Source organism: Fictibacillus sp. Mic-4, from assembly GCF_049843615.1.
GTDB classification, from domain to species: Bacteria; Bacillota; Bacilli; order Bacillales; family Fictibacillaceae; genus Fictibacillus_A; species Fictibacillus_A gelatini.
Window position 1 is genome coordinate 1 of sequence record NZ_JBBHZM010000037.1, and the last position, 23341, is coordinate 23341.

Sequence of the window (23341 nt, forward strand, 5' to 3'; positions counted from 1 at the left end):
TTTTAGTTAATGGTAAAAAATGGTTATTCGTTTTACATAAAAAGTAATAAACAAACTAGAAATACAATCATTAGAAATATTAACAAATTAGTCAAAATTGTCGAAATGTGCTATAATACCATTGAAAGCGCTTCATAGAAATTCTATAAGGAGGATACACCGTATGAAGCAAAACGAAGACCTTCATCGTGGCCTGGGACAACGCCACATTACATTGATGTCTCTTGGTGCCTGTATCGGGGTTGGCTTATTTTTAGGATCGGCATCAGCCATTAAATTAGCGGGTCCCGCCATCTTACTGAATTATATTATTGCAGGAATTATTATGTTTTTTATTATGCGAGCTCTTGGAGAAGTAGCAATACAAAATCCAGTGGCCGGTTCGTTCAGCCGTTATGCAAAAGATTATCTTGGTCCATTAGCCGGTTATTTAACCGGGTGGAACTACTGGTTTCTATGGATTGTAACTTGTATGGCTGAAATCACTGCAGTCGGGGTTTACATGCAATTATGGTTCCCGAATGTACCAAAATGGATTTGGGCACTTGCAGCCCTGGTTATTATGACATGTGTCAATTTAATTGCCGTTAAGGCGTACGGGGAGTTTGAATTTTGGTTTGCTTTAATTAAAATTATTGCTATTATCGCTATGATCGTTGTCGGTTTAGGAATTATTTTATTTGGTATCGGTAACGGCGGTATTGCAACAGGTATTAGCAACCTTTGGAAACATGATGGATTTGCCCCTAATGGCATTAAAGGTATGCTATTATCCCTTCAAATGGTGATGTTTGCTTACCTTGGAATTGAAATGGTAGGGGTTACCGCCGGAGAAGTAAAAAACCCGGAAAAAGCGTTAACAAAAGCTGTAGATACAGTATTTTGGCGTATTTTAATTTTTTACGTCGGAGCATTATTTGTCATTATGTCGATTTATCCTTGGAACGAAATTGGTACGGAAAACAGTCCATTTGTTTTAACCTTTGAAAAGATAGGTATCGCTAAAGCGGCCGGAATTATCAACTTTGTCGTATTGACTGCAGCTTTATCAAGCTGTAACAGCGGCATCTTTAGCACCGCCCGGATGTTATTCAATCTTGCTGAGCAAAATCAAGCACCTGGATCTTTTGGCAAAGTAAGTAAGAGCGGGGTACCTTACATGGCTATTTTAGGTTCAGGGGTAGCCCTATTAATCGGGGTAGTTTTAAATTTCCTTTTCCCGAATAGCCCGGTTTTTGCATGGATTACAAGCGTTGCTACATTTGGAGCTGTATTCACATGGGCCATTATTATCATTTCACAATTGAAATTTCGTAAAGGGTTATCCGCAGAAGAACGTGCGAAATTAAAATATCGCATGCCATTTTGGCCATATGGCTCTTATATCTCTTTAGCTTTTTTAGCATTAGTTGTCGTGCTATTAGGTTTCTCGGCGGACACAAGAGTGGCCTTAATCGTGGGACCGATCTGGTTATTACTTTTAGTTGGCATATATTACGCAAGAGGGTTCCATAAAAGAAATGAGAATCAACATGTAGCATAAAAAATACACCGGTTTTTAAAACCGGTGTATTTTTTTGAAATGTTAGTTGAAAAATAAAGATTAATATGCTATATTAATAATCGTCAGTTGAAATATTTATCATCGCGGGGTGGAGCAATGAGCGTAACATCGTGAATTACTACGAGTTGTCTCGACGCATCAAGCCGCGAAGCAGGACTGGAAGAGGAAGAGACAGTCTGCAGTCTCAGCATCGTCCATAAACTTTCATATCATCGCGGGGTGGAGCAGTCTGGTAGCTCGTCGGGCTCATAACCCGAAGGTCGCAGGTTCAAATCCTGTCCCCGCAACCAATTTTCTTTATGAACAAAGACTAACATAATGCTAAATGATGAATCTACATATAAAAAAGGATCCGTGGTGTAGTGGTTAACATGCCTGCCTGTCACGCAGGAGATCGCCGGTTCGATCCCGGTCGGGTCCGCCATTCATGTAAACGAAGCAGCACGGTTTCGTTTTTTTTATTGTTTTTTTGAGCAGAATAGGTTTTTTTACTAAAATAAGATACACTAATAAAAGATACATATTCCTTAGGTTGTTCGTTGATGCCTAAGGTTTTTTTGCACCTTTTTAAAGTTGACCCTGAAGCATAGGCAAACCGTGATTATACGTTTTTCATAAAGAGGGATAGTTGTGAATGATGAATTCGAATGGCTGAAAAAAATTAAAGCAGGATCTCATCGGAATTATAATGTTATTCAAGGAATAGGTGATGATGCTGCATTACTAAAAGGAAAGGCCGAAACTAACCAGATTCTTTGTCTGGATACAATGGTGGAAGGTATCCATTTTACAAAAGATACGATGGAACCATTTCATATCGGCTATAAAGCGTTAGCTTCAAATATAAGCGATATCGCGGCCATGGGCGGGAGGCCGTTATATTATCTTGTTTCCGTGGCCCTCTCGAACAGTTGGACGGAGAAGGAGCTCCTTTCGATTTATGAAGGAATGCATTATCTTGCTGATTCTTATAAAATGACGTTACTCGGTGGGGATACGGTATCGACAAAAGATTCGCTCGTTTTATCCATAACGGTTATTGGGGAAGTAGAGGAAAACCGAAAACTGTTACGAAGCAATGCACGTGCAGGAGATATCGTCTTCGTAACAGGAATGCTCGGCGATTCAGCAGCAGGACTTGCTTTATTATTGAAGTATACAAAAAAGCATCCTTTTACCGCAAACGAAAAAAAACTCATTCTTTCGCACCAGATGCCCCGTCCACATGTAGAAGAGGGCCGTTTGCTTGCCGGTTCTCACTCGCGAATCTCATTAAATGATATTAGTGACGGAATTGCGAGTGAAGCAAATGAAATTGCCGAAGCGAGCGGTGTAACTCTTACCTTGTTTTATGACAGGCTCCCTAAAAGTGGGGAACTTGCGGATTATTTACCTGAACAACAGGAACAATGGATATTAAATGGTGGAGAAGATTATATCCTAATGGGTACGATGCCAAGAGAAATATTTCGTGATATGCAGCGCAAGTTTAATGAAAACGGAATGTTATTATTTGAAGTGGGCATCGTCACTGCAGGAAATCCAGAAGTGTATTTAATCAAAAACCAGGAACGGATATTGTTAAAAAAACAAGGGTATAATCATTTTTCATCTTTGTGAGGTGACGAACGTGGAACAAATTAAAATTAAAACTTCATCCCCGGAAGAAACGATGTCGTTTTCAAAAAAGCTTGGGGAACTATCGGAACCGGGAAATGTTTATATTTTAGAGGGTGACCTTGGAGCGGGCAAAACAACGTTTACGAAAGGACTGGCAAAGGGGCTTGGAATCAAGCGTGTTGTAAGCTCCCCTACTTTCACAATTATTAAGGAATATAATGGCCGCCTGCCTCTTTATCATATGGATGTATATCGGTTAGAACATAGTGATGAAGACCTCGGGTTTGACGAATATTTCTCCGGGGAAGGAGTAACTGTAGTTGAGTGGGCCCGGTTTATTTCTGAACATTTGCCTGAGGAGCATCTTACTATTGAAATACGGCATATCGGGGAAAGTGAGAGAGAGATCGTGCTGACTCCGGTGGGTGATCGATACATAAAGCTATGTAAGGAGTTAATGGAATGAAAGTGTTAGCAATTGATACGTCTAATCTAGTAATGGGCATAGCTGTTACAGACGGGGAAAAAGTAATTGGTGAATACATAACGAACTTGAAAAAAAATCACTCAATCCGTGTTATGCCTGCCATTCATGATTTATTAAGCGAGCTTAATATTAGTCCACAATCGTTAGACCGAATTGTCGTTGCCAGAGGCCCCGGTTCCTATACGGGTGTTAGAATTGGCGTGACGATCGCAAAGACCCTTGCCTGGACATTAAAAAAAGAACTTGTTGGCGTATCAAGCCTTGAAGTTTTGGCCCAAAATGGAAAGCATTTTGAAGGGCTCGTCGTCCCGCTTTTTGATGCAAGGCGAACCCAGGTCTATACCGGCCTTTATGGTAAAAGAAATGGTGTTTTTCAATCGATCGAGCCGGATCAATTGATATTGATCGAAGATTGGCTGGAGCAGCTAAAAGAACGGAATTTGCCCATTTCATTTTTCGGAAATGATGTAGCTCTTCACCGGCCGGTCATTCAAGAAATGCTCGGTGAAGCTGCGCTGTTTGGAAGCATGGCAGACCATAATCCGAGGCCTTCGGAGCTCGCTATTCTCGGGTTAGGAAAAAAACCTGAAGAAGTCCATACTTTTGTCCCGAGCTATTTGCAGTTGGCTGAGGCGGAAGCAAAATGGCTGGCATCAAAGGAAAAGTAGGTGTTTTTTTGGAGGAAAGAGTGACCTATCGGTTGGCAAAAGTTAGCGATATTCCAGATATATTAGAAATTGAACGGATTTCGTTTCCGACACCGTGGACGGAAGAAGCGTTCTACAATGAAATTGTGCATAACCAGTTTGCTTATTACTTAATCATTGAAGTCGATTTTAAACCAGTTGGCTATTGCGGGGTTTGGGTTGTGATTGATGAAGCGCATATTACAAACATTGCGATTCTCCCGGAATATAGAGGCCAGGGCCTTGGAGAAGCCATCCTTGCTCAAGCATTGCGCCTGGCAAAGCGGTATGGAGCGAGAAAATTGAGTCTTGAAGTTCGTGTAAGCAATTCGGTTGCGCAAAGCTTATATCGTAAACTCGGTTTTCAAGAAGGCGGCATTCGGAAAAATTATTATAGCGATAACGGTGAAGATGCATTAGTGATGTGGGTGAAAATATGAGTGAAAACAATGAATTAATATTAGCGATAGAAACGAGTTGTGATGAAACCGCCGTTGCGATCGTCAAAGGTGGCACTGAAATTTTATCCAATGTGGTGGCCTCGCAAATTGAAAGCCATAAACGGTTTGGCGGGGTTGTTCCAGAAGTGGCTTCGAGACATCATGTGGAACAAATTACTATCGTTTTGGAAGAAGCGCTTGAACAAGCAGGAGTAACAATTGAAGAAATAACGGCCGTTGCTGTAACGGAGGGGCCGGGATTGGTCGGAGCTCTTTTGATCGGGGTAAATGCTGCGAAGGCATTGGCATTTGCCCATAACCTTCCCCTTGTCCCTGTCCACCATATCGCAGGGCATATCTATGCAAACCGGCTTGTAAAAGAAATGGAGTTTCCGCTTCTTTCGCTTGTTGTGTCAGGCGGCCATACTGAATTGATTTATATGAAAGAACATGGCTCCTATGAAGTCATTGGCGAGACGCGCGATGATGCGGCCGGAGAAGCATATGATAAAGTAGCAAGAACGATTAACTTGCCTTATCCCGGAGGGCCTCATATCGACCGATTAGCTGAAGTCGGGGAGGCAACTATTGACCTTCCGCGAGCATGGCTTGAACCGGATTCGTATGATTTCAGCTTCAGCGGGCTAAAATCAGCAGTTATTAACACGGTTCACAATGCGTCCCAGCGCGGGCAAGAAATCCGCCCTGAAGATTTAGCCGCAAGCTTTCAAGCGAGCGTCATTGAAGTGCTTGTGGAAAAAACGGCAAGAGCCGCGAAAGAATACGGGGTGAAACAAGTGTTGCTCTCAGGTGGCGTCGCTGCTAATAAAGGATTAAGAAAAGCGCTTGAAGAAAGATTCAAAGATGCAAATTGCGAACTTGTCATCCCGCCACTGTTTCTTTGCACGGATAATGCGGCGATGATAGCCGCTGCAGGGTATATTGAATATAAAAAAGGAAAACGGGCTGAATTGACATTAAACGGTGTACCCGGACTTGATATAGAAGCTTAAATGCTCCTCGCTTATAGAGGGGCGTTTTTTTGTCCTCATTGCGGTGAGAATATCAATCAATTCAGCACCCATATCGGTCATTTGGCAGAGGATATCAGTCAAATTGACGCACGTATCAGTCATAAAGAGAGTTATCAATCAATTCAGCACCCATATCGGTCATTTAACAGAGGATATCAATCAATTCAGCGCACATATCGGTCATTTAGTAGAGATATCAATCAATTCAGCGAACGTATCAGTCATTTAGCAGGAGAAATTCATTTTTTGAGTAGGGCAGGTAATGTGGAAAATTATTATCCACAAGTTGTGAACAATGTGTATAACTTCATAAAAAAGTGATTTTAAATGATTTTATAATGTGAATAAAAAAATGTGGATAAATAACAAGAACTCTGTGGACAATGTGCATAACTTGAGTGGATAACCGATTTAATTGGATGTAAACTGTGCATAAATAAGTGAATATGTGAATAAAAAGAAAACATCGGAAATTGTATCCGATGTTTCACGTTTCTGTATGCAACTTTTCCCATTCTTCCATTAACTTTTCAATTTCATCTTTAACGGAGTCTACTTTGTTTTGATAGTCCTGTGTTTTTTCGTAATCTTGATAGACGTCAGGGTCACATAGCGCTTCTTCATACGCTGCTTGCTTTTCCTCAAGTTCCTCAAGCAATCGTTCAATTTCTTCAATGCGGCGCATGCGTTTTCGATCCTGGCGTTTCGCTTCTTTATCATAGGCGTAGGTTGTTTCATTCTTTGGCTCATATGTCGCCTGCTTTTCTTTTTCCAATTCTTCTCTCGCGGCCATTTCCGCTTTCTTTTCAACGTAATAATCGTAATCCCCCAGGTAGTTCGTAATGCCATGAGGGGAAAGCTCGGCCACTTTTGTCGCTATTCGGTTAATAAAATAACGGTCATGCGAAATAAAGACGATCGTTCCAGGATAATCAATTAGCGCTTGTTCAAGAACCTCTTTACTGTCAAGATCAAGATGGTTTGTCGGTTCATCAAGCAGAAGCAAATTGGCTTTTTGCATCATCAATTTCGCTAAAGAGAGCCTTGCTTTTTGTCCGCCGCTTAATTCTGAAACGTGTTTTAGTACATCATCTCCGCTAAAAAGAAAATTTCCAAGAACGGTGCGTATTTCTTTTTCCGTCTTCTCCGGATACTCATCCCACAGTTCGTGTAATAATGTCTTATTCGATGTAAGGTTCGCCTGTTCCTGATCATAATGGCCAACTTTTACATTCGTTCCGTAAAGAATAGTACCGCTCTCGAGCGGCAATTGTTTTAAAATCGCCTTTAATAGCGTTGATTTCCCGATTCCGTTTGGTCCTACGATGGCTACACTATCTTGACGGGTTACATGATAGTTTACGTTTGTTAAAAGTGGTTTGCCGTCTTCGTAACCGACCGAAACATTTTCTAATTTAAGCACATCATTGCCGCTCTGGCGCTCAATGTCAAAATGGAATTTAGCCGATTTCTCGTCCCCGAGCGGCTTATCCATTATTGTCATTTTTTCTAGCTGCTTTCTCCGGCTTTGTGCCCGTTTCGTAGTAGAAGCGCGGGCAATATTGCGCTGGACGAAATCTTGCAGTTTGGCAATTTCCTCTTGTTGTTTTTCGTATTCTTTTGTTTCGATTGCGAGCCGTTCCGCCTTTTGTTCAAGGTATTTCGTATAGTTGCCAACATATTTCGTCGACTGGTGCCGTGAAATTTCGTAAACGGTTGTTACGATTTTATCTAAAAAATAGCGGTCATGTGAGACGAGTAAAATAGCTCCAGGATAGCTCTGCAAATAGTGTTCAAGCCAGGACAATGTATCGATGTCTAAGTGGTTTGTCGGCTCGTCCAGAATTAGAAGGTCCGGCTTAGTTAAAAGGAGTTTCGCCAGTGCGAGACGTGTTTTCTGTCCGCCGCTTAATGTTGAAACGATTGTAGAAGGATCAAAATCTGCGAATTGAAAGCCGTGCAGTACTGTGCGAATATCCGCTTCATATTGATAGCCTCCTTCATCTTTAAACTTTATTTGCAGTTCGTCGTATTCTTTTAAAAGTTTGTTGTATTCATGTTCGTTTGCGATTAAGTCCGGGTCACCCATTTTTTCTTCCATCTGGCGCAAACGTTGTTCCATTTCTCTTAGTGGCTGAAATACGGTCAACATTTCGTCCCAAATGGATAGTGAAGACTCAAGGCCGGTATTTTGCGCAAGGTAGCCGATATTCACGCCTTTTGGAATCATAATTGTTCCCGAATCATACGACAATTCCCCGGTAATCGTCTTTAATAACGTTGACTTTCCTGCCCCGTTGCGCCCGACAAGGGCAATTCTCTCACCTGTTTGGACTTCAAGCTTAATATTCGATAAAATGGGAGCTGCCCCAAAAGATTTATATAAATTATTCACTTGTAAAATAATCACGGTATTCACCTCTATTTAAATAAAGACAACAAGACGTTAGCCATACGTCTAGTGTAGCGTAGATACTGAACGATTCGCAATAAATCATTGTTCATCATTTCGTTAGATTTAGCATGAAAAATAAAAGACAGGAAGCAAAAGAATAGTGTATAGTCAAATAGTGAAAGGCGGGAAATTCATGGGAGATTTTACCCACTTTAATGAACAAGGAAGGGCGAGAATGGTTGACATCTCGGAAAAAGAATCGACCTTTCGAACAGCTGTAGCAAAAAGCGCTGTAACAGTAAATGAAGAAATCTATAAAAAAATCATAGAAAAAACATTTAAAAAAGGAGACGTTCTTGCCGTTGCCCAGGTAGCGGGGATTATGGCCGCTAAAAACACGTCGGATTGGATTCCAATGTGCCATCCGCTCGCCTTAACCGGGGTCAACATTACGTTCTCGTGGGAAGAAAAAGGGACGAACTATGTTCTTCATATCGAGGCCGAAGTAAAGACAAAAGGGAGCACCGGCGTTGAAATGGAAGCGCTGACTGCTGCATCTGCGACGGCACTGACCGTTTATGATATGTGCAAAGCAGTCGATAAAGGAATGGTTATTGGGCCAACCTTTTTACAAAGCAAAACCGGCGGAAAAAGCGGCGACTATGAGCGTTCTATCTAAATATGGTAAACTATAATAGAAGTTGTTCAAATGAGATGCCGGGCAAATATCTATCGGCTTCTTTTTGAACATTTATTAAATACGCTTGATTCGGAGGATATACATGAATCAGGAGCAAACGAAAATACCGCAGGCCACTGCAAAAAGGCTGCCGCTTTACTACCGATTTATTCAAAATTTATCAGCATCGGGGAAGCAGCGTGTGTCTTCTGCTGAACTAAGCGAGGCGGTAAAAGTAGATTCCGCTACGATTCGCAGGGATTTTTCTTACTTTGGGGCACTAGGAAAAAAGGGGTATGGCTATAATGTTAATTACTTGCTCTCTTTTTTTCGCAAAACGTTAAATCAAGATGAAGTAACGAAGGTTGCGTTAATTGGAGTCGGCAATTTAGGAACGGCCTTTTTACATTACAATTTTACGAAAAATAACAATACAAAAATCGAATTGGCATTTGATATCGCCCCTGAAAAAGTGGGAAAAAAAATTGCTGATGTTCCGATCTATCATATCGATGAGATCGTAAAAAGACTGAAAGGGACAGAAATTGATGTAGCTATATTAACCGTTCCAGTCAATAGCGCCCAGAGCATTGCCGACAGACTTGTGGAAGCAGGAATGAAGGGGATTTTAAATTTTACCCCTGCAAGGTTGACAATACCCGAATACATTCGGGTACACCATATTGATTTAGCAGTGGAATTGCAATCATTAATCTATTTTATGAAGCACTACCCGATCAAAGAGTCATAAAACTTAAATTTTTCTTAAGGAGGTGTCATATATGCTTTATTTTATCAGCGGAGGTCAGGCGCTAATTATCGCTGCTGTCGCTTTAGTATTATTCGGGCCTAAAAAGTTGCCTGAATTTGGACGGGCTGCAGGAAAAACACTACGCGAATTTAAAAACGCCACACAGGGAATTATGGATGACGATGATGAAAAGAAAGAAAAAGACGCAAAACCTGTGAACGAAACAACGGCCAGAGCTCAGGCCGATCAAAAAGAGGCAATCGTTTCTTCTAACAGTGAACAGAAGTAGTTTAAAGGATGAAAATAATGAACGAAAAGAATATGTCGATTTATGCGCATTTCGGTGAATTAAGAAAACGACTGATCATTACCGTCCTTTTCTTTGCGGCTTTCATGGTTTTAGGCCTTTATCTGGCAAAACCGGTGATCATATACTTGCAAGAAGACCCGGTTGCCCATCGTATTCACATGAATGCGTTTAATTTAACGGATCCGTTAAAAGTGTATCTTAATTTTTCGTTTATCATCGCATTTTTGCTGACGTTTCCTGTCATTCTTTATCAAATATGGGCGTTTGTCAGTCCAGGGCTATATGAAAATGAAAGGCGTGTGACGTTGTCCTATATCCCCATTTCCTTTTTGTTATTTATAGGGGGAATCAGCTTTTCATATTTTGTGCTGTTGCCCCTTGTCGTTCACTTTATGACGGATATGGCAGAATCGTTAAACGTTCAAGGTGTTTATGGAATTAATGAATACTTTTCTTTCTTGTTTAAGCTCATATTGCCCTTTGGACTCATCTTTCAGTTTCCTGTTGTTGTCCTTTTTGTAACAAGGTTAGGGCTCGTGACTCCGAAATTTTTAAAAAAAATCCGAAAGATCTCTTATTTTGTAACGTTTGTTTTTGCAGGGCTCATTGCCCCGCCTGATCTTGTTACGCAATTGATGATTACCATTCCGCTCATCATTTTATATGAGATCAGCATTGTCATTTCGGCTGTTGCCTATAAAAAGAAGTTAGCGGCAGAGGAAGAAGCCGAGTTGGAAGAAGAGTTTCAAAGCATGCGTACGGAATAAAAAATAATCCCCGTGTATATGTACGGGGATTATTTTTTATATTTCCGGAAATGTCGATGCAAGACGAAATAACGTATGCTATTGGCAAAGTCAAATGTAGCGACAATCATGCTAATAATCGTCCATACCCCGGTCAGTCCATCGGTTCTCGAGTAATGGATCGCAAGCATTGTAAACAAAATGCCGATAACCAAATAAAATCCGCTCATAACTAACGGTGATGTTCTCATTGCATAATACCTCCAATAATGATTTGCATTTTCTCCAAATAGTTCTGTATCGCGTCTTTGTTCAGCACAAGAATAAACACAAGTGTGTTCATGGAGGCGTGGGCAACAATCGGGACAAGAATCCTTTTTGTTTTCACATATAAAAAGGCAAACACAAAGCCCATCATTGTATAAACCAATAGGTGTTTAAAATCGCCGTGTACTGCAGCAAAAACTAACGAACTTATAAGTCCGGCAATTAAAAAGTTGAATCGATTGTACAAACTTCCAAAAATGATTTTGCGAAAAATGATCTCTTCTAAGATCGGGCCGATGATCGAAGTAACGACGATAAAATAAGGTGTGTAACCGGCAATCGCGACAAGCTGGTTTGTATTTTCGGACTGTGGGTTAATGCCGAGCACCTTCAATTCAATGCTTCCGGCAATAATTTGGGAAACATACGCCAAAAAAATGCCGAATATCGCCCAGCCGATAGCCGCCATTTTTGATACCCGCCCTTGTTGTTCGTGACGGGTTTTCATATCTGGAACAAGAAGAATGCAAATAATCACAAGCGCAATCGTAAAACTGATCGTCAGCCACAGGCCGGCGATTTGATGACGTGGCACATGAAAGTACTGAAGAACCGGAACGCCGACAATCCCGGAAAATTGCATGATTATATAGGTGAAAGCAATCCACCAGTATCGATTTCTCAATGTTTATAAACTCCTTTTCATTGGGCAGAATGGATAGATGTGTAGTTGATTCGTGTGTTTGCTGTCGTCTCCCTATTGTAACATAAATTGAAACTGGACGAGTGAATACGCAAACGGGGAGAAAATTTTAAAGAAGATAGAGTTCTCTCTTGCAAAAGTCAAAAGATTTATTTATTATTAGAAATGGAGTTAGCACTCACCAAACAAGAGTGCTAATAAAACAATTTTTCAAATCAACCAAGGAGGGTGTTTCACTTGTTAAAGCCATTAGGTGATCGTATTGTGATTGAGCTTGTAGAAAGTGAAGAAAAGACTGCAAGCGGTATCGTGTTACCAGACTCTGCAAAGGAAAAGCCTCAAGAAGGCCGTGTCGTTGCTGTTGGTACCGGTCGCGTAACTGAGAAAGGTGAACGTATTGCTTTGGAAGTATCCGAAGGCGATTCCATCATTTTCTCTAAATATGCTGGAACTGAAGTGAAGTACCAGGGTAAAGAATATTTGATTCTTCGCGAATCTGACGTTTTAGCAGTAATCGGTTAACAGATTACGTTTACTTTGATAGAGCTTCGCATGAAGCTACATAACATAAAAACAGGAGGGTTTTACACATGGCAAAAGAAATTAAGTTCAGTGAAGACGCTCGTCGCGCAATGCTTCGCGGTGTAGATGCACTTGCAAACGCGGTAAAAGTAACGCTTGGACCAAAGGGACGCAACGTTGTTCTTGAAAAGAAATTCGGTTCTCCGTTAATTACAAATGACGGTGTAACGATTGCAAAAGAAATCGAATTAGAAGATGCTTTTGAAAACATGGGTGCGAAACTCGTATCCGAAGTTGCAAGCAAAACGAACGATGTTGCAGGGGACGGAACAACAACTGCAACGGTTCTTGCACAAGCGATGATCCGTGAAGGATTAAAGAACGTAACTTCTGGTGCGAACCCAATGGTTATCCGCAAAGGTATTGAAAAAGCAACAGCTGTAGCGGTTGAAGAATTAAAGAAAATCTCTAAGCCGATCGAAGGCAAAGACTCCATCGCTCAAGTTGCTGCGATTTCTGCTGCTGACAATGAAGTTGGCCAATTGATCGCTGAAGCTATGGAACGCGTTGGCAACGATGGTGTAATCACGATCGAAGAATCTAAAGGTTTCACAACTGAATTAGAAGTTGTTGAAGGTATGCAATTCGACCGTGGTTATGCTTCTCCATACATGGTAACAAACTCTGATAAAATGGAAGCTGTTCTAGAAAACCCATACATTCTAATTACAGACAAGAAGATTTCTAACATTCAAGAAATCCTTCCTGTACTAGAACAAGTCGTTCAACAAGGAAAGCCTCTATTAATCATTGCTGAAGATGTTGAAGGTGAAGCGCTTGCTACATTAGTTGTGAACAAACTTCGCGGTACGTTCAATGCAGTAGCGGTTAAAGCTCCTGGATTCGGTGACCGTCGTAAAGCAATGCTTGAAGACATCGCGATCCTTACAAATGGTGAAGTAATCACTGAAGAGCTTGGCCTGGACCTTAAATCTGCAACGATCAGCCAATTAGGTACAGCTTCTAAAGTTGTCGTTACGAAAGAAAATACGACGATCGTTGAAGGTGCTGGCGAATCTGACAAAATCGCGGCTCGCGTGAACCAAATTAAAGCTCAAGTGGAAGAAACAACTTCCGAATTCGATAAAGAAAAACTTCAAGAGCGTTTAGCGAAACTTGCTGGTGGCGTTGCGGTTATTAAAGTTGGTGCTGCTACTGAAACTGAACTTAAAGAACGCAAACTTCGCATTGAAGACGCGTTGAACTCTACTCGTGCAGCAGTAGAAGAAGGAATCGTTTCCGGTGGTGGTACAGCTCTTGTTAACGTCATCCGTGCGTTAGAAAACATCGAAGCTTCTGGCGACGAAGCAACTGGCGTAAATATCGTTCGCCGTGCATTAGAAGAGCCAGTTCGTCAAATCGCTCACAATGCTGGACTTGAAGGATCTGTTGTTGTTGAACGCTTAAAAGGCGAAGAAATCGGTGTTGGATTCAACGCAGCAACTGGCGAATGGGTAAACATGTTCGAAGCTGGAATCGTTGACCCTACAAAAGTTACTCGTTCCGCGCTTCAAAACGCAGCATCCGTTTCCGCTATGTTCTTAACAACTGAAGCGGTAGTTGCCGACAAGCCTGAAGAAAACAAAGGCGGAGCGGGAATGCCTGACATGGGCGGAATGGGTGGAATGGGCGGCATGATGTAATAAGTCGCCAGAAAGTGTTGATTTATCAACGATTGACAGCTTTATAAATGAGCTGTCAATCCAAAAAAATCACATTTCGCTAACATTTCACATCGAAATCTTATTATTGAGGATGTCCACTAAAGTTTGATTAATCTTTTGTGAGGCATCCTCTTTCATTTTCTTTGTGACATGAGTATAGATTTTCATTGTGGTTTTTATGTCTTCATGTCCAACTCGTTCCATAATCGTTGCAAGATCGACTCCCGCAGCAGTTAACATGCTAATGTGAGTATGCCGAAAAATGTGAGGGGTTGCATGCTTCTTAATCGTTGTTTTTTCTATAAGTCTTTCCATACGTACCAGGATGTTTTTAGGAGCGAATGGATACCCATTATCCCTGCAGAACACAAAATTCGCTTCATGAAAGTCCTCTTTGTACTTTAGTCTTCCTGCCTCATGAAGCTTCATTTTTTTGATTTTGTGCTGTTTTAGTAAATTCATCACATACTCAGGAATATCGAATGTCCGAACTGAACCTTCCGTTTTTGGTGGAGTGAGTTCATATTTTTTCATGTTATTCGTTTCGTTTGTTAGCGTTTTAGTAACACGGACTAAATTTTTATTAAAGGTAATATCGGTCCATTTTAAGGCGCAAAGTTCCCCAGAACGCATTCCGGAAAATACAAGCAAATAAAACCATTCAGTGTCCAGATACAGGCCGTATTTCTCTACCACATCTAAAAACTCGGATACCTCGTTTATCTCTAGGTACTTATCTTCAATGTCCTCATTTTCAATTTCTTCAACTGTTTTTCGCTTTTTAGGAATAACGGCGTAAGTTGTTGGACTTTCTTTTATCAATTTTTCTTGAACTGCATATCTAAAAATCATCCCAGCTGTGGTATGGACGCCTTCAATTGTGTTTCTTGCATAGGAAACAGGTTTTCTATTTTTATTTGGTTTTGATAAATCAATTAGGATGTCCTGATACATTTTGGATGATATTTTATCTACATTTACCTTGGCGATATATCTTAAGAGGATTTTAATTTCCTTTCGGCGAATCCTGACAGTGTTTTTCTTTACCCCTGTTAATGCTTATACCTTTAACCATTCTGCAGCAAGTTTATCAAACGTCATTTTCTTTACTTTCTTCTCATCAATGCCGTTTTCCTCTAATTTTCTTATCGCATCTTCAACCCTTTTGGCAGCTTCTTTCTTAGTTTTTCCACGGCGAGAAATTTGTCTCCTTTTACCCGTTACTGGATCCGCGGGACCATCAGCAACGCAAACCCACTTCTTACCCTTGATTAGTTCTTTACAGTACATTAATCATTCTCCTTTCCTTTGATTTTGTACAATAAATTGTATGTTTTTAGAATGTATGTTCTGTTTTGGGAACTAAAGAAAAACCGATAAGAGCGTTTTATCCGTTTCTTCGTTCCAGTAAAATTCTTCGCTTAATATTTTGGATCCTCTCATGACATAGTTCTCTTGTCACTTTATAATCTTCCTGCCAATGGTCGATTAAATGTGGATCCCAAAGATTATATAACGATACCATGTGATAAGGAATGGCGGCATATCTGGTAAAATTTCGCGCATCCCATTCCTGCCAATCGATAAAGGATTTAGGCAAATATTTAGGATTGCTTGTATGCCGTAAGATATGGCACCACTCATGATAAAATTGTTCACGCTGCAGTTGGCGATCAAGTCGTGAATCAATGGTTATGCTCTTAAACCGACCATTTTCATAAGCTTTGCTTTTTATCGGTTTGTAAAACAAGTAAATGTCATAGACCATAGCAATACGTGTTTCTGAAAGGTCTGAAGGCAAGACCATTTTCATTCTTTTATATTTTTCAGAGACCCAGGATTCTAGAGGTGTGGGACGATAAGATAACATAGAGATATCCCCTTTCAACGATGTGGCGAAACGTATGTTCTGTTTTGATTGTAAATGAAAAGCCCTAAAGGGCTAATATAATTACTTTATTGGAACAGAAATAGTTTGTTCTTTAGCTAACTCATGATCAAAAACAAAATCACTTGCATCATAAAGATCGGAGGAGACTAATTGCAAATTTTTAATCTTAGATGCATCACCGGCATAATATATTTCTAAACCAGTATCTTGTTTTGTTTTTGGCATAAAATCAAAATCTAATCTTGCGAAATTACTATTTTCAACTGTATTGTTGGCATTTTCGAGTGATAATTGTGTACCGTTAATATTTATTTTGGAGAACCCACCATTCCATGTTAATGTTTTCTCTGATGTATTTTCCGCGGTGTAAGATAATCTTATAATGTTAATGGAATTAGATTTATGTTGGTCAGCAATTACGCGTAAAATAATAAAAACAGCCCGCCTCTTATGAGGTGGGCTTTGTTCATGTTCAATTACATTATCTTATTAAATGCTAATTTTTCAAGAAATAGGATATTTTCCGTTTTTCTATCCATTAAAACGCTTTTTTTGTTTGTTATATTGTTGCAAGAAATGAACATTGAAGAATTTTGCTAATAACGGGCGTATTGATAATAAAAGTATAAATCCTAATATAGTTCCAATGGTATTTAGAATAATATCGTCAATATCAAAAACTTTATATCTAAACCCGATAACAAAAGATATGGCTGCTTGTAATATCTCGATAGAAAGGGAAAAAAATAAACCTGTAAAAAAAACATGCTTAAATTTAGAACATTTTCTGCAAACTAAGGGTAAATAAAATCCTAATGGAGCAAACAAAAGTATGTTTCCAAAAACCTGTTTGAAAAATACTGTAGGTGCCTTCTTTGTAAGATTGTAAATACTTTCAAAAGGAATATAATTATTTGATGGTTGAAAACCTTTAGCACCCCCTTTTAAAAATAATAATAATTCTTTTTGAAAGGGGATGGGGAAGATTGTAATTGCTAGTACCGCTACAATATAAATATATAAAACAATTAAAAAAAGTTGTTCTATAATAGCTTTTTTTTGTTTGAAATTGATAAATAAAATTATCAATAGAGGTATGGCAAAAACTATCATTGTTAAAGAATCAAAATCTAACATTTAATCACCTACTTTAAAGGGACAGTAAAAATACTATCCCTTTTTAATTTTAGTAGTTATAAATTTTTGGTGAACTGTCAGCATTTTTTACAGTTACATCATCACCGGCTTTTGTTAACTCAATATAATATTCTCCTTTTCCGACATTAGGAAATTTGAGGGTTGTAGATCCATTTCTTGGAGCAGAACCACTTCCAATATAATCATTTGGCCCCCAAACATCACGATATAAAGCCACGTCAAATTTTGTTGAACAACTTCGACAAGGAGAAGTTGTTTTAGAATTTAAATAAACTGCAATATTTTTTCCACCAAAACCTCGAACAGGACCTGATAAGAATTTATCGAATTCATATGTAATGTTGTAACTTGCTGCAAATGCACTTATAGGAAATGCTAAAAGTGCCACAAAGAATAGTAGAGCTATATTGTTTTTAAGTTTTTTCATTTTGCTAATCTTTCCTTTCTAATAAGGGACTACGACTCGTTTGGCCTCATAAATTTCCTTTAACCCCCTTTCTTTCCTTTACTACCCAAATTGCAAGTCGCATTTATGAGTATAACATTACAATTTATTACTGTAATCAAAAAGAATTCGACATTTCCTGATAAATTCAGACAATAAAATAGATTCGAAGGGTGAAATAAAAAATCCCTAGATCATTATTTAAAAAAGATTCAAGTTCTCCAAAAAAAGTTATCAGCCCGTCTCATAAGAGGCGGGCTGATAACTTTTTTTTCTAATCGTCCAAGTCTTCATCTTCATCTTCCCAGTTTTCTTTCATATTCTTAAGCTTATCGTAGAAGAATTCTATAAAATTTTTAGCTACAACATTTTGGTACCCGACCACTCGATCCCATATAAATACTGGACATTCCCCATCCTCCATTTTGTTTGTATCTAAGCAATAGGCAAAGAATTCGACATCCTCAATAACTACTAGTCCATCTGTTAGATTATAATGCTCTCTATATTCTATAGTTTTGTCTACAACTGAGGCGTTGTTATGATTGTATCCTAAAATTAAGATCCCAAATAACCCACCAGCACCATAATTGCTAAGAAACCATTTATAGCTATCTGGTAGTTGAACTCTTAATGTTTCTTCTATCCATTTTATGTTTTCGCTACTCGTACCACCAGTAAATATTGTATTTTGTTTATTTTCATTAATAAATTTGTCAACTTCAGAAAAGATCATAAAAACACCTCATTCCTGATTCTCGAATTGTTTCGCTCTCCATTTCCAGTATCGGCTTCTAAATCTTTCATACTGGGCTTTTAACTCCAGGTCATTCCTAAAGCTTTCACCATCAGATTTCAACTTATGAATAACATGGCTATATTTTTTATGCAAACTCCCTGGGACTCAAGCATTGTTCCACTTTCTTCTTGAATAAGATGATGTAAATTAATTTGAGTGCCATCTTTTGCATAAGGAGCATTTCCTTTTTTCATGAGCTCAAGATTTGTGATACCAAATTCATTTTTTTGATTAATATCAATATCATTTAAGGTGTATACTCTTCGACTTACGTCTTTAATCTTACCTTTAACTTTTACTTTACCATCAATTTCAACAGCTTTATATTTTTCTTTATTTAACCATGGGAGATCAATATACTTTCCTGTAAACGGTTTTCTACTAGAATCAGAAAGTCTTCTAGCTTGTTGAATTAAAGCTTCTTTGAAGGCAGATCCATTAACTGTGTTATATGGTACGTTTTCAAGGACATATTGGTTTTGTCGAGCATATGGCAATAAATCGGATAATGACACATTTTTAGCTGCAGTAGTGGCTTTTTTCACGCCTGTTTTTACGACGGCCTTAGTTGTAGCCACACCGGTTTTTGTGACCGAACCTAAACCTTTTGTCACAACCGTTCCTATGGCGTAAGAGAACCATTTGGATCTGGAATAAGCATCTCCATTAATAACATCGCGTTCGAAGGAATCCTCTATAGCTTTTTTGATTGCTTTAAAAGTGTCAACCGGGTGAATGAGGGTAGGTCTTCCGATACAAAAAAGCTCACCTTGCCGAAAGGTGAGCTTCCCCATCTATTTAGGGAGTGGTTTTTTACTTATTTGGTTCAAGGAAAAAAAGGTATCCGTTTTTTTACTAATGGAAGAAAAACTCTCTTTGGATTAACCATTCGGAAAGCACTTTTAATTCAGGTAATGGTGCTTTATAACCGAATGTGAAGGAAGTCTTCAGTTATTTAAAAATAACGATTGTTCAATATTGAAAGGCCTTTCATCAGTTACTAAACTGTTGAGAGGTCTTTTCTTCTATATTGGCTCTCATATGAGAAAATGGAATTGTAAAATTTTATAAAAAAAATATGAAGAAAAATAAGCGGAAAGGACTATTTTTCGTACATTGCCAGCTAATCTATCTACCGTAACAAATTCCTTTATGTAAAAGAATTACCCCGATCATCGCATTTTTAAAATAAATAAAAGGACCTATCTCTTCCTTTTTTTAGTTTGTTGCTGTTTACAATAATTCAACAATCCATTAACAGATGAGAATTATAATAGGGCTTGTTCATAAGACTTGATGAAGGAGAGGAAGGAATCATGAACCAGGGGAGAGCTTTAGAGCAATGGATTAAAAATTTTACTGAGGAAAGCCTGAGGAAAAATTTAGACCGCCGCAGCTTTTTGCAAGGTGCAACCAGGATAGCTGGACTTTCATTAGGTCTCGCTATCGCCCAGTCTGTTGGAAGTCTTAAAGTGGATGCAGCGCCAAGTTTCAGTGATTATCCTTTTACTCTTGGTGTCGCATCCGGCGACCCGTTATCTGACGGTGTCGTGCTATGGACGAGACTGGCTCCTGAACCATTTAATGGGGGAGGCATGCCGCCCAGCGATGTGAAAGTAAAATGGGAACTGGCAAAAGACGAACATTTCCGCCACATCGTACAGCACGGCACGGAGATCGCCTCATCTCACCTTGGGCATACGGTCCATGTTGAAGTTAGCGGCTTGAAGCCTGAGAGTATCTATTACTACCGTTTCAAATGCGGTAATGAAATTAGTCCAGTAGGAAGAACAAAAACACTTCCGAAGGCAGGGTCCAACGTTTCCAGTTTGAAATTTGCTTTTGCTTCCTGTCAGCAATTTGAACATGGATACTATACTGCATATAAGCATATGGCCAAAGAGGACCTGGATGTAGTGTTTCACCTGGGTGATTACATTTATGAATACGGCCCGGATGAATATGTTGCTCCAAATGGAAATGTTCGGACACATATCGGTCCGGAAGTTACTACGCTTCAAGATTATAGAAACCGCTATGCCCAATACCGCTCAGATAGAAATTTAAAAGCTGCTCATTCTGCCTTCCCCTGGATTGTGACCTGGGATGATCATGAAGTCGAAAATAATTATGCAAATGTTATTCCTGAAAAGGGACAGCCTGTTGAACAATTTATCAAACGGCGTGCTGCTGCCTACCAGGCGTATTACGAACATATGCCGCTTCGCAAATCCACTATGGTCGGAGGCAATATACAACTATACCGCAGCTTCCAATATGGAAATTTGGCTAATTTCTTTGTTCTTGATACCCGCCAATACCGGGATGACCAGGCAAATGGAGACGGCAGCAGCCCTCAGACACCTGAGTCCCTTGACCCCAAACGGACGCTGATGGGAGCTGAACAGGAAAAGTGGCTTTTTAACAACCTTGAACACTCGAAAACAGTATGGAATGTACTTGCGCAGCAAATCTTTTTTGCGCAGCGAAATTACGGGACCCAGGCAGCGCCAAAGTTCAGCATGGATGCCTGGGATGGTTATCCGGCCGCACGGCAACGCCTATTAGATTTTGCAAAAACCAGGGACATTGACAATCTCATTGTCCTGAGCGGTGATGTTCATGCAAACTGGGCAGCCAATTTATTAACTAATTTTGATGATCCAAACTCGAAGATCATTGGAGCTGAGTTCGTCGGCACTTCGATTACATCTGGCGGGGACGGATCCGACAAGCGGGCAGATACGAATAAAATATTGGGACTCAATCCCCATATTAAATTTTTTAATGATTTTCGCGGATATGTCCGCTGCCGTGTCACTAAAGAGAAGTGGCAAGCCGATTATCGTGTCGTTCCATACGTATCTTCACCGGGTGCTGACATTACCACAAGAGCTTCTTTCGTCTATGAAAAAGACCAAAATGGGCTCAAAGCAGTATCAAAGGCTACCGTTCCGCACGGTGTCTTACAATCAAATGAAGTGGAAGAAGACCGTTATCGTGCCCATGCACAGGCGCATAAAAAACAACTTGAGAAAAAGCGCGGAAAAGTCTTGAATTAATAAACCTGAGTGAAAGTTTTAAAGAAAAAGCGGTATATAGACAACGAAGTAAAATCGAAAGGATGCTGATTGAAAATGTTTTCTAATATTGGAATCCCGGGTTTGATTCTCGTTCTTGTTATTGCCTTAATCATCTTTGGACCATCAAAATTACCGGATATCGGCCGGGCGTTTGGCCGTACTTTAACAGAGTTTAAAAAGGCTTCAACGGGATTAATGACAGAAGAAGAAAAAGAGGAAGAAAAAAAACCTGTCCTAACGGCAGTTGAAAAAAAGGGATAACTGGTTTTATTTATCATTAGTGGACAGGGAGACCTGTCTGCTTCTTTTTGGCCCGATAGGAAAGCATTCCTTTCCTATCGGGCATAAGTGACTATGAAATGATGTGAGCACAAGAATCGAGATGAAACCTGTGCTTTTGGACGAAAAAACTCGCATGAACCGCCTTTCAGCGAGTTTTCTTTTGCGGATTCATTGGGTTATAAAAAAGGAGGCTGGGGAAATGGAGAATAAAGAATTACACGTATTGGGGCATTTGGAAGAGCTTCGCGGCAGGATTCTTAAAACGTTTTTGGCATTTGTCGCTTTTTTTACCGTGAGTTTTGGTTTTGTCAAGGGAATTTACAAATGGGTAGTTAGAGACTTTGATGGAAAACTTGCCATACTGGGCCCCAGTGATATCCTCTGGGTATATATGGTGATAGCGGCTGTTATATCAATTGCTGCGACCATTCCTGTAGCCGCTTACCAGACATGGCGTTTTGTATCGCCTGCTTTAAAGCCGGAGGAAAGAAAGGTGACATTAAGATTCATCCCGGGTCTATTTCTATTATTTATCCTCGGTCTATCATTTGGGTACTTCGTTTTATTTCCGATGGTATTAAAGTTCTTAATCTCGTTATCTGCCGGGCAATTCGAAACGATGTTCACCGCAGAAAAGTACTTTCGATTTATGATCAATCTCATCTTACCGTTTGGATTTTTATTTGAAATGCCTCTTGTCGTTATGTTTTTAACAAGACTAGGAATTCTTAATCCAAAGCGGCTCGCAAAGGCCCGGAAGATATCCTATTTAGCTTTGGTCATCATTTCAGTGGTTATTACTCCGCCAGATTTTATCTCAGATTTTTTAGTGACGATTCCTTTGCTTGTTCTATACGAATTAAGCATCAGTCTATCGAGAGTGGTGTATAGGAAAAAGCTTATGAATGAAAACATGCCTTTGCCAGAAATGTAACTAACAACATGGAAAAGCTTGTAGACAAAGCCTGGTCTACAAGCCTTTTTACTTACTACACCAGGCGGCGGGGATAAAAAAATGCATGCTAATGTAAGTTTAATAATTATACAATATTCAATTTACCAATTTGGGGGTACTAGAAAAAGATAGTACTTTTTAAAGAGCAATTTTTCTTTAAAATAATATTTAGACGGGAGGGAAATTCAAGTTTCGGTAAAATGAATTTTTAAATTCGAAGGAGAATCAGAATGACCCATTTAGAGTTGGCTTTTGGTTTTGTCCCTGTTAGTGTTATCATATTATCATTTATCCTCACGCTATTTGTGAAGAAGATTTACGTTATGCCACTTATTAGTTTCATTGCCTGTATAATTTTAATGTTTACCGTTTTTAATCAGTCATTTTTTGGGTGGGCATTAGTCTATACCGTTTTTTCCTTGATTTTTTCTTATTTAGCAATACTTATCGTAAAATTACGGAAAAAAAGTAAGTAGGCCAAAGAGGAATTTCACGATAAGCTTGACATGGCACATGAAAAAGTATGGAGAAAAATCCCGGTTTCTTTTAAGGAGGCCGGGATATTCTTATATGAAAAAAATCGGCGGGATTATCTTTGAAATTGGCGGGATTATTCTTAAAATCGGCGGAAAAAACGTTGGAATCGGCGGGATTATCCTTGAAATCGGCTGAATAATCCCCTCGTAGTCCCTCGTAGTGAATGAAGTGCGGTGATTTTTCGACATACAGCGCTTTTTATCTGTCTTTTTTTGCAAAAAAGAAAGGAAAAAAGACCCCCAAGTTCGAAATGGTATAGGAAG

Annotated in this window: 26 protein-coding genes, 2 tRNA genes and 2 pseudogenes; 19 read left to right on the top strand and 11 right to left on the bottom strand. The window is 39.5% G+C overall.

The annotated features are described in order from the left end of the window. Positions 1–163: 163 nt before the first annotated feature. The 9 genes and pseudogenes from WD019_RS18010 to WD019_RS18050 all read left to right on the top strand — a co-directional run bounded on the left by WD019_RS18010 (position 164) and on the right by WD019_RS18050 (position 6060). A complete protein-coding gene (locus WD019_RS18010; RefSeq protein WP_425712357.1) occupies positions 164–1543 on the top strand; it encodes an amino acid permease in 1380 nt (459 codons plus the stop codon). A 234-nt stretch (positions 1544–1777) separates the two neighbouring features. After that, a tRNA-Met gene (locus WD019_RS18015) sits at positions 1778–1854 on the top strand. Positions 1855–1912: 58 nt separating this feature from the next. Then, a tRNA-Asp gene (locus WD019_RS18020) sits at positions 1913–1988 on the top strand. A gap of 206 nt (positions 1989–2194) precedes the next feature. Then, positions 2195–3184: a thiamine-phosphate kinase gene (gene thiL / locus WD019_RS18025; RefSeq protein ID WP_425712358.1), complete on the top strand. Its 990-nt coding sequence runs from the start codon at positions 2195–2197 to the stop codon at positions 3182–3184. Between the two features lie 10 nt (positions 3185–3194). Continuing rightward, positions 3195–3666, top strand: a pseudogene (gene tsaE / locus WD019_RS18030) (tRNA (adenosine(37)-N6)-threonylcarbamoyltransferase complex ATPase subunit type 1 TsaE). A gap of 16 nt (positions 3667–3682) precedes the next feature. Further along, positions 3683–4339, top strand: a complete 657-nt coding sequence (gene tsaB / locus WD019_RS18035; protein WP_425712378.1) for a tRNA (adenosine(37)-N6)-threonylcarbamoyltransferase complex dimerization subunit type 1 TsaB — start codon at positions 3683–3685, stop codon at positions 4337–4339. Next, entirely contained in the window at positions 4315–4797 is a 483-nt protein-coding gene (rimI, locus tag WD019_RS18040; protein ID WP_425712359.1) for a ribosomal protein S18-alanine N-acetyltransferase, read from the top strand. Before tsaB ends, rimI begins: the two co-directional genes overlap by 25 nt. Further along, a complete protein-coding gene (tsaD, locus tag WD019_RS18045) occupies positions 4794–5810 on the top strand; it encodes a tRNA (adenosine(37)-N6)-threonylcarbamoyltransferase complex transferase subunit TsaD (protein WP_425712360.1) in 1017 nt (338 codons plus the stop codon). The genes rimI and tsaD overlap by 4 nt, the downstream gene beginning before the upstream one ends. 103 nt (positions 5811–5913) lie before the next feature. Continuing rightward, the gene (locus WD019_RS18050) at positions 5914–6060 is read left to right on the top strand and encodes a hypothetical protein (RefSeq protein ID WP_425712361.1); all 147 of its coding nucleotides are present in this window, start codon (positions 5914–5916) and stop codon (positions 6058–6060) included. 258 nt (positions 6061–6318) lie between these two features. On the opposite strand, the gene WD019_RS18055 is transcribed toward WD019_RS18050, so the two are convergent. Beyond that, positions 6319–8241, bottom strand: coding sequence for an ABC-F family ATP-binding cassette domain-containing protein (locus tag WD019_RS18055; protein ID WP_425712362.1), 1923 nt, complete (start codon positions 8239–8241; stop codon positions 6319–6321). A gap of 178 nt (positions 8242–8419) precedes the next feature. Here WD019_RS18055 and moaC point away from each other — a divergent pair, with 178 nt between their 5' ends. The 4 genes from moaC (at position 8420) to tatC (WD019_RS18075) (ending at position 10733) form a co-directional block, all read left to right on the top strand. Next, on the top strand, positions 8420–8905 hold the full coding sequence (gene moaC / locus WD019_RS18060) for a cyclic pyranopterin monophosphate synthase MoaC (RefSeq protein WP_026678648.1): 486 nt from the start codon (positions 8420–8422) through the stop codon (positions 8903–8905). 103 nt (positions 8906–9008) lie between these two features. Beyond that, entirely contained in the window at positions 9009–9656 is a 648-nt protein-coding gene (locus tag WD019_RS18065; protein WP_026678649.1) for a redox-sensing transcriptional repressor Rex, read from the top strand. 31 nt (positions 9657–9687) lie between these two features. After that, a complete protein-coding gene (locus WD019_RS18070; protein WP_051291536.1) occupies positions 9688–9945 on the top strand; it encodes a twin-arginine translocase TatA/TatE family subunit in 258 nt (85 codons plus the stop codon). Positions 9946–9962: 17 nt separating this feature from the next. Next, positions 9963–10733, top strand: a complete 771-nt coding sequence (tatC, locus tag WD019_RS18075; RefSeq protein WP_026678650.1) for a twin-arginine translocase subunit TatC — start codon at positions 9963–9965, stop codon at positions 10731–10733. A 29-nt stretch (positions 10734–10762) separates the two neighbouring features. Here the strand turns inward: tatC (WD019_RS18075) and WD019_RS18080 are convergent, their stop codons facing one another. Then, positions 10763–10963 (bottom strand): hypothetical protein, encoded by a 201-nt coding sequence (locus WD019_RS18080; protein WP_026678651.1) that lies wholly within the window; start codon positions 10961–10963, stop codon positions 10763–10765. Continuing rightward, a complete protein-coding gene (locus WD019_RS18085) occupies positions 10960–11664 on the bottom strand; it encodes a CPBP family intramembrane glutamic endopeptidase (protein ID WP_425712363.1) in 705 nt (234 codons plus the stop codon). Before WD019_RS18085 ends, WD019_RS18080 begins: the two co-directional genes overlap by 4 nt. A 255-nt stretch (positions 11665–11919) precedes the next feature. Here WD019_RS18085 and groES point away from each other — a divergent pair, with 255 nt between their 5' ends. Beyond that, entirely contained in the window at positions 11920–12204 is a 285-nt protein-coding gene (groES, locus tag WD019_RS18090; RefSeq protein ID WP_026678653.1) for a co-chaperone GroES, read from the top strand. 68 nt (positions 12205–12272) lie between these two features. Next, entirely contained in the window at positions 12273–13907 is a 1635-nt protein-coding gene (gene groL / locus WD019_RS18095; RefSeq protein WP_026678654.1) for a chaperonin GroEL, read from the top strand. An 87-nt stretch (positions 13908–13994) separates the two neighbouring features. On the opposite strand, the gene WD019_RS18100 is transcribed toward groL, so the two are convergent. The 8 genes and pseudogenes from WD019_RS18100 to WD019_RS18135 all read right to left on the bottom strand — a co-directional run. Further along, positions 13995–14882: a tyrosine-type recombinase/integrase gene (locus tag WD019_RS18100; RefSeq protein WP_425712364.1), complete on the bottom strand. Its 888-nt coding sequence runs from the start codon at positions 14880–14882 to the stop codon at positions 13995–13997. 105 nt (positions 14883–14987) lie between these two features. Then, entirely contained in the window at positions 14988–15218 is a 231-nt protein-coding gene (locus WD019_RS18105) for an Arm DNA-binding domain-containing protein (RefSeq protein ID WP_425712365.1), read from the bottom strand. A 97-nt stretch (positions 15219–15315) separates the two neighbouring features. Continuing rightward, positions 15316–15798, bottom strand: a complete 483-nt coding sequence (locus tag WD019_RS18110) for an ImmA/IrrE family metallo-endopeptidase (RefSeq protein ID WP_425712366.1) — start codon at positions 15796–15798, stop codon at positions 15316–15318. Positions 15799–15879: 81 nt separating this feature from the next. Beyond that, entirely contained in the window at positions 15880–16044 is a 165-nt protein-coding gene (locus WD019_RS18115) for a hypothetical protein (protein ID WP_425712367.1), read from the bottom strand. Between the two features lie 306 nt (positions 16045–16350). Beyond that, the gene (locus WD019_RS18120) at positions 16351–16956 is read right to left on the bottom strand and encodes a VanZ family protein (RefSeq protein WP_425712368.1); all 606 of its coding nucleotides are present in this window, start codon (positions 16954–16956) and stop codon (positions 16351–16353) included. A gap of 49 nt (positions 16957–17005) precedes the next feature. Beyond that, a complete protein-coding gene (locus WD019_RS18125) occupies positions 17006–17404 on the bottom strand; it encodes a hypothetical protein (protein ID WP_425712369.1) in 399 nt (132 codons plus the stop codon). Positions 17405–17696: 292 nt separating this feature from the next. Beyond that, complete coding sequence (locus WD019_RS18130; protein ID WP_425712370.1) at positions 17697–18158, bottom strand: SMI1/KNR4 family protein; 462 nt, start codon at positions 18156–18158, stop codon at positions 17697–17699. Positions 18159–18167: 9 nt separating this feature from the next. Next, positions 18168–18961, bottom strand: a pseudogene (locus WD019_RS18135) (HNH/ENDO VII family nuclease); the annotation flags it as partial. Between the two features lie 576 nt (positions 18962–19537). On the opposite strand from WD019_RS18135, the gene WD019_RS18140 reads away from it, so the two are divergent. The 4 genes from WD019_RS18140 (at position 19538) to WD019_RS18155 (ending at position 23017) form a co-directional block, all read left to right on the top strand. Next, the gene (locus WD019_RS18140) at positions 19538–21283 is read left to right on the top strand and encodes an alkaline phosphatase D family protein (RefSeq protein WP_425712371.1); all 1746 of its coding nucleotides are present in this window, start codon (positions 19538–19540) and stop codon (positions 21281–21283) included. 75 nt (positions 21284–21358) lie between these two features. Next, positions 21359–21565, top strand: coding sequence for a twin-arginine translocase TatA/TatE family subunit (locus tag WD019_RS18145; protein ID WP_026678633.1), 207 nt, complete (start codon positions 21359–21361; stop codon positions 21563–21565). 220 nt (positions 21566–21785) lie between these two features. Further along, positions 21786–22520 (top strand): twin-arginine translocase subunit TatC, encoded by a 735-nt coding sequence (tatC, locus tag WD019_RS18150; RefSeq protein WP_425712372.1) that lies wholly within the window; start codon positions 21786–21788, stop codon positions 22518–22520. 251 nt (positions 22521–22771) lie between these two features. Then, entirely contained in the window at positions 22772–23017 is a 246-nt protein-coding gene (locus WD019_RS18155) for a DUF2651 family protein (RefSeq protein WP_425712373.1), read from the top strand. Positions 23018–23341 lie beyond the last annotated feature (324 nt).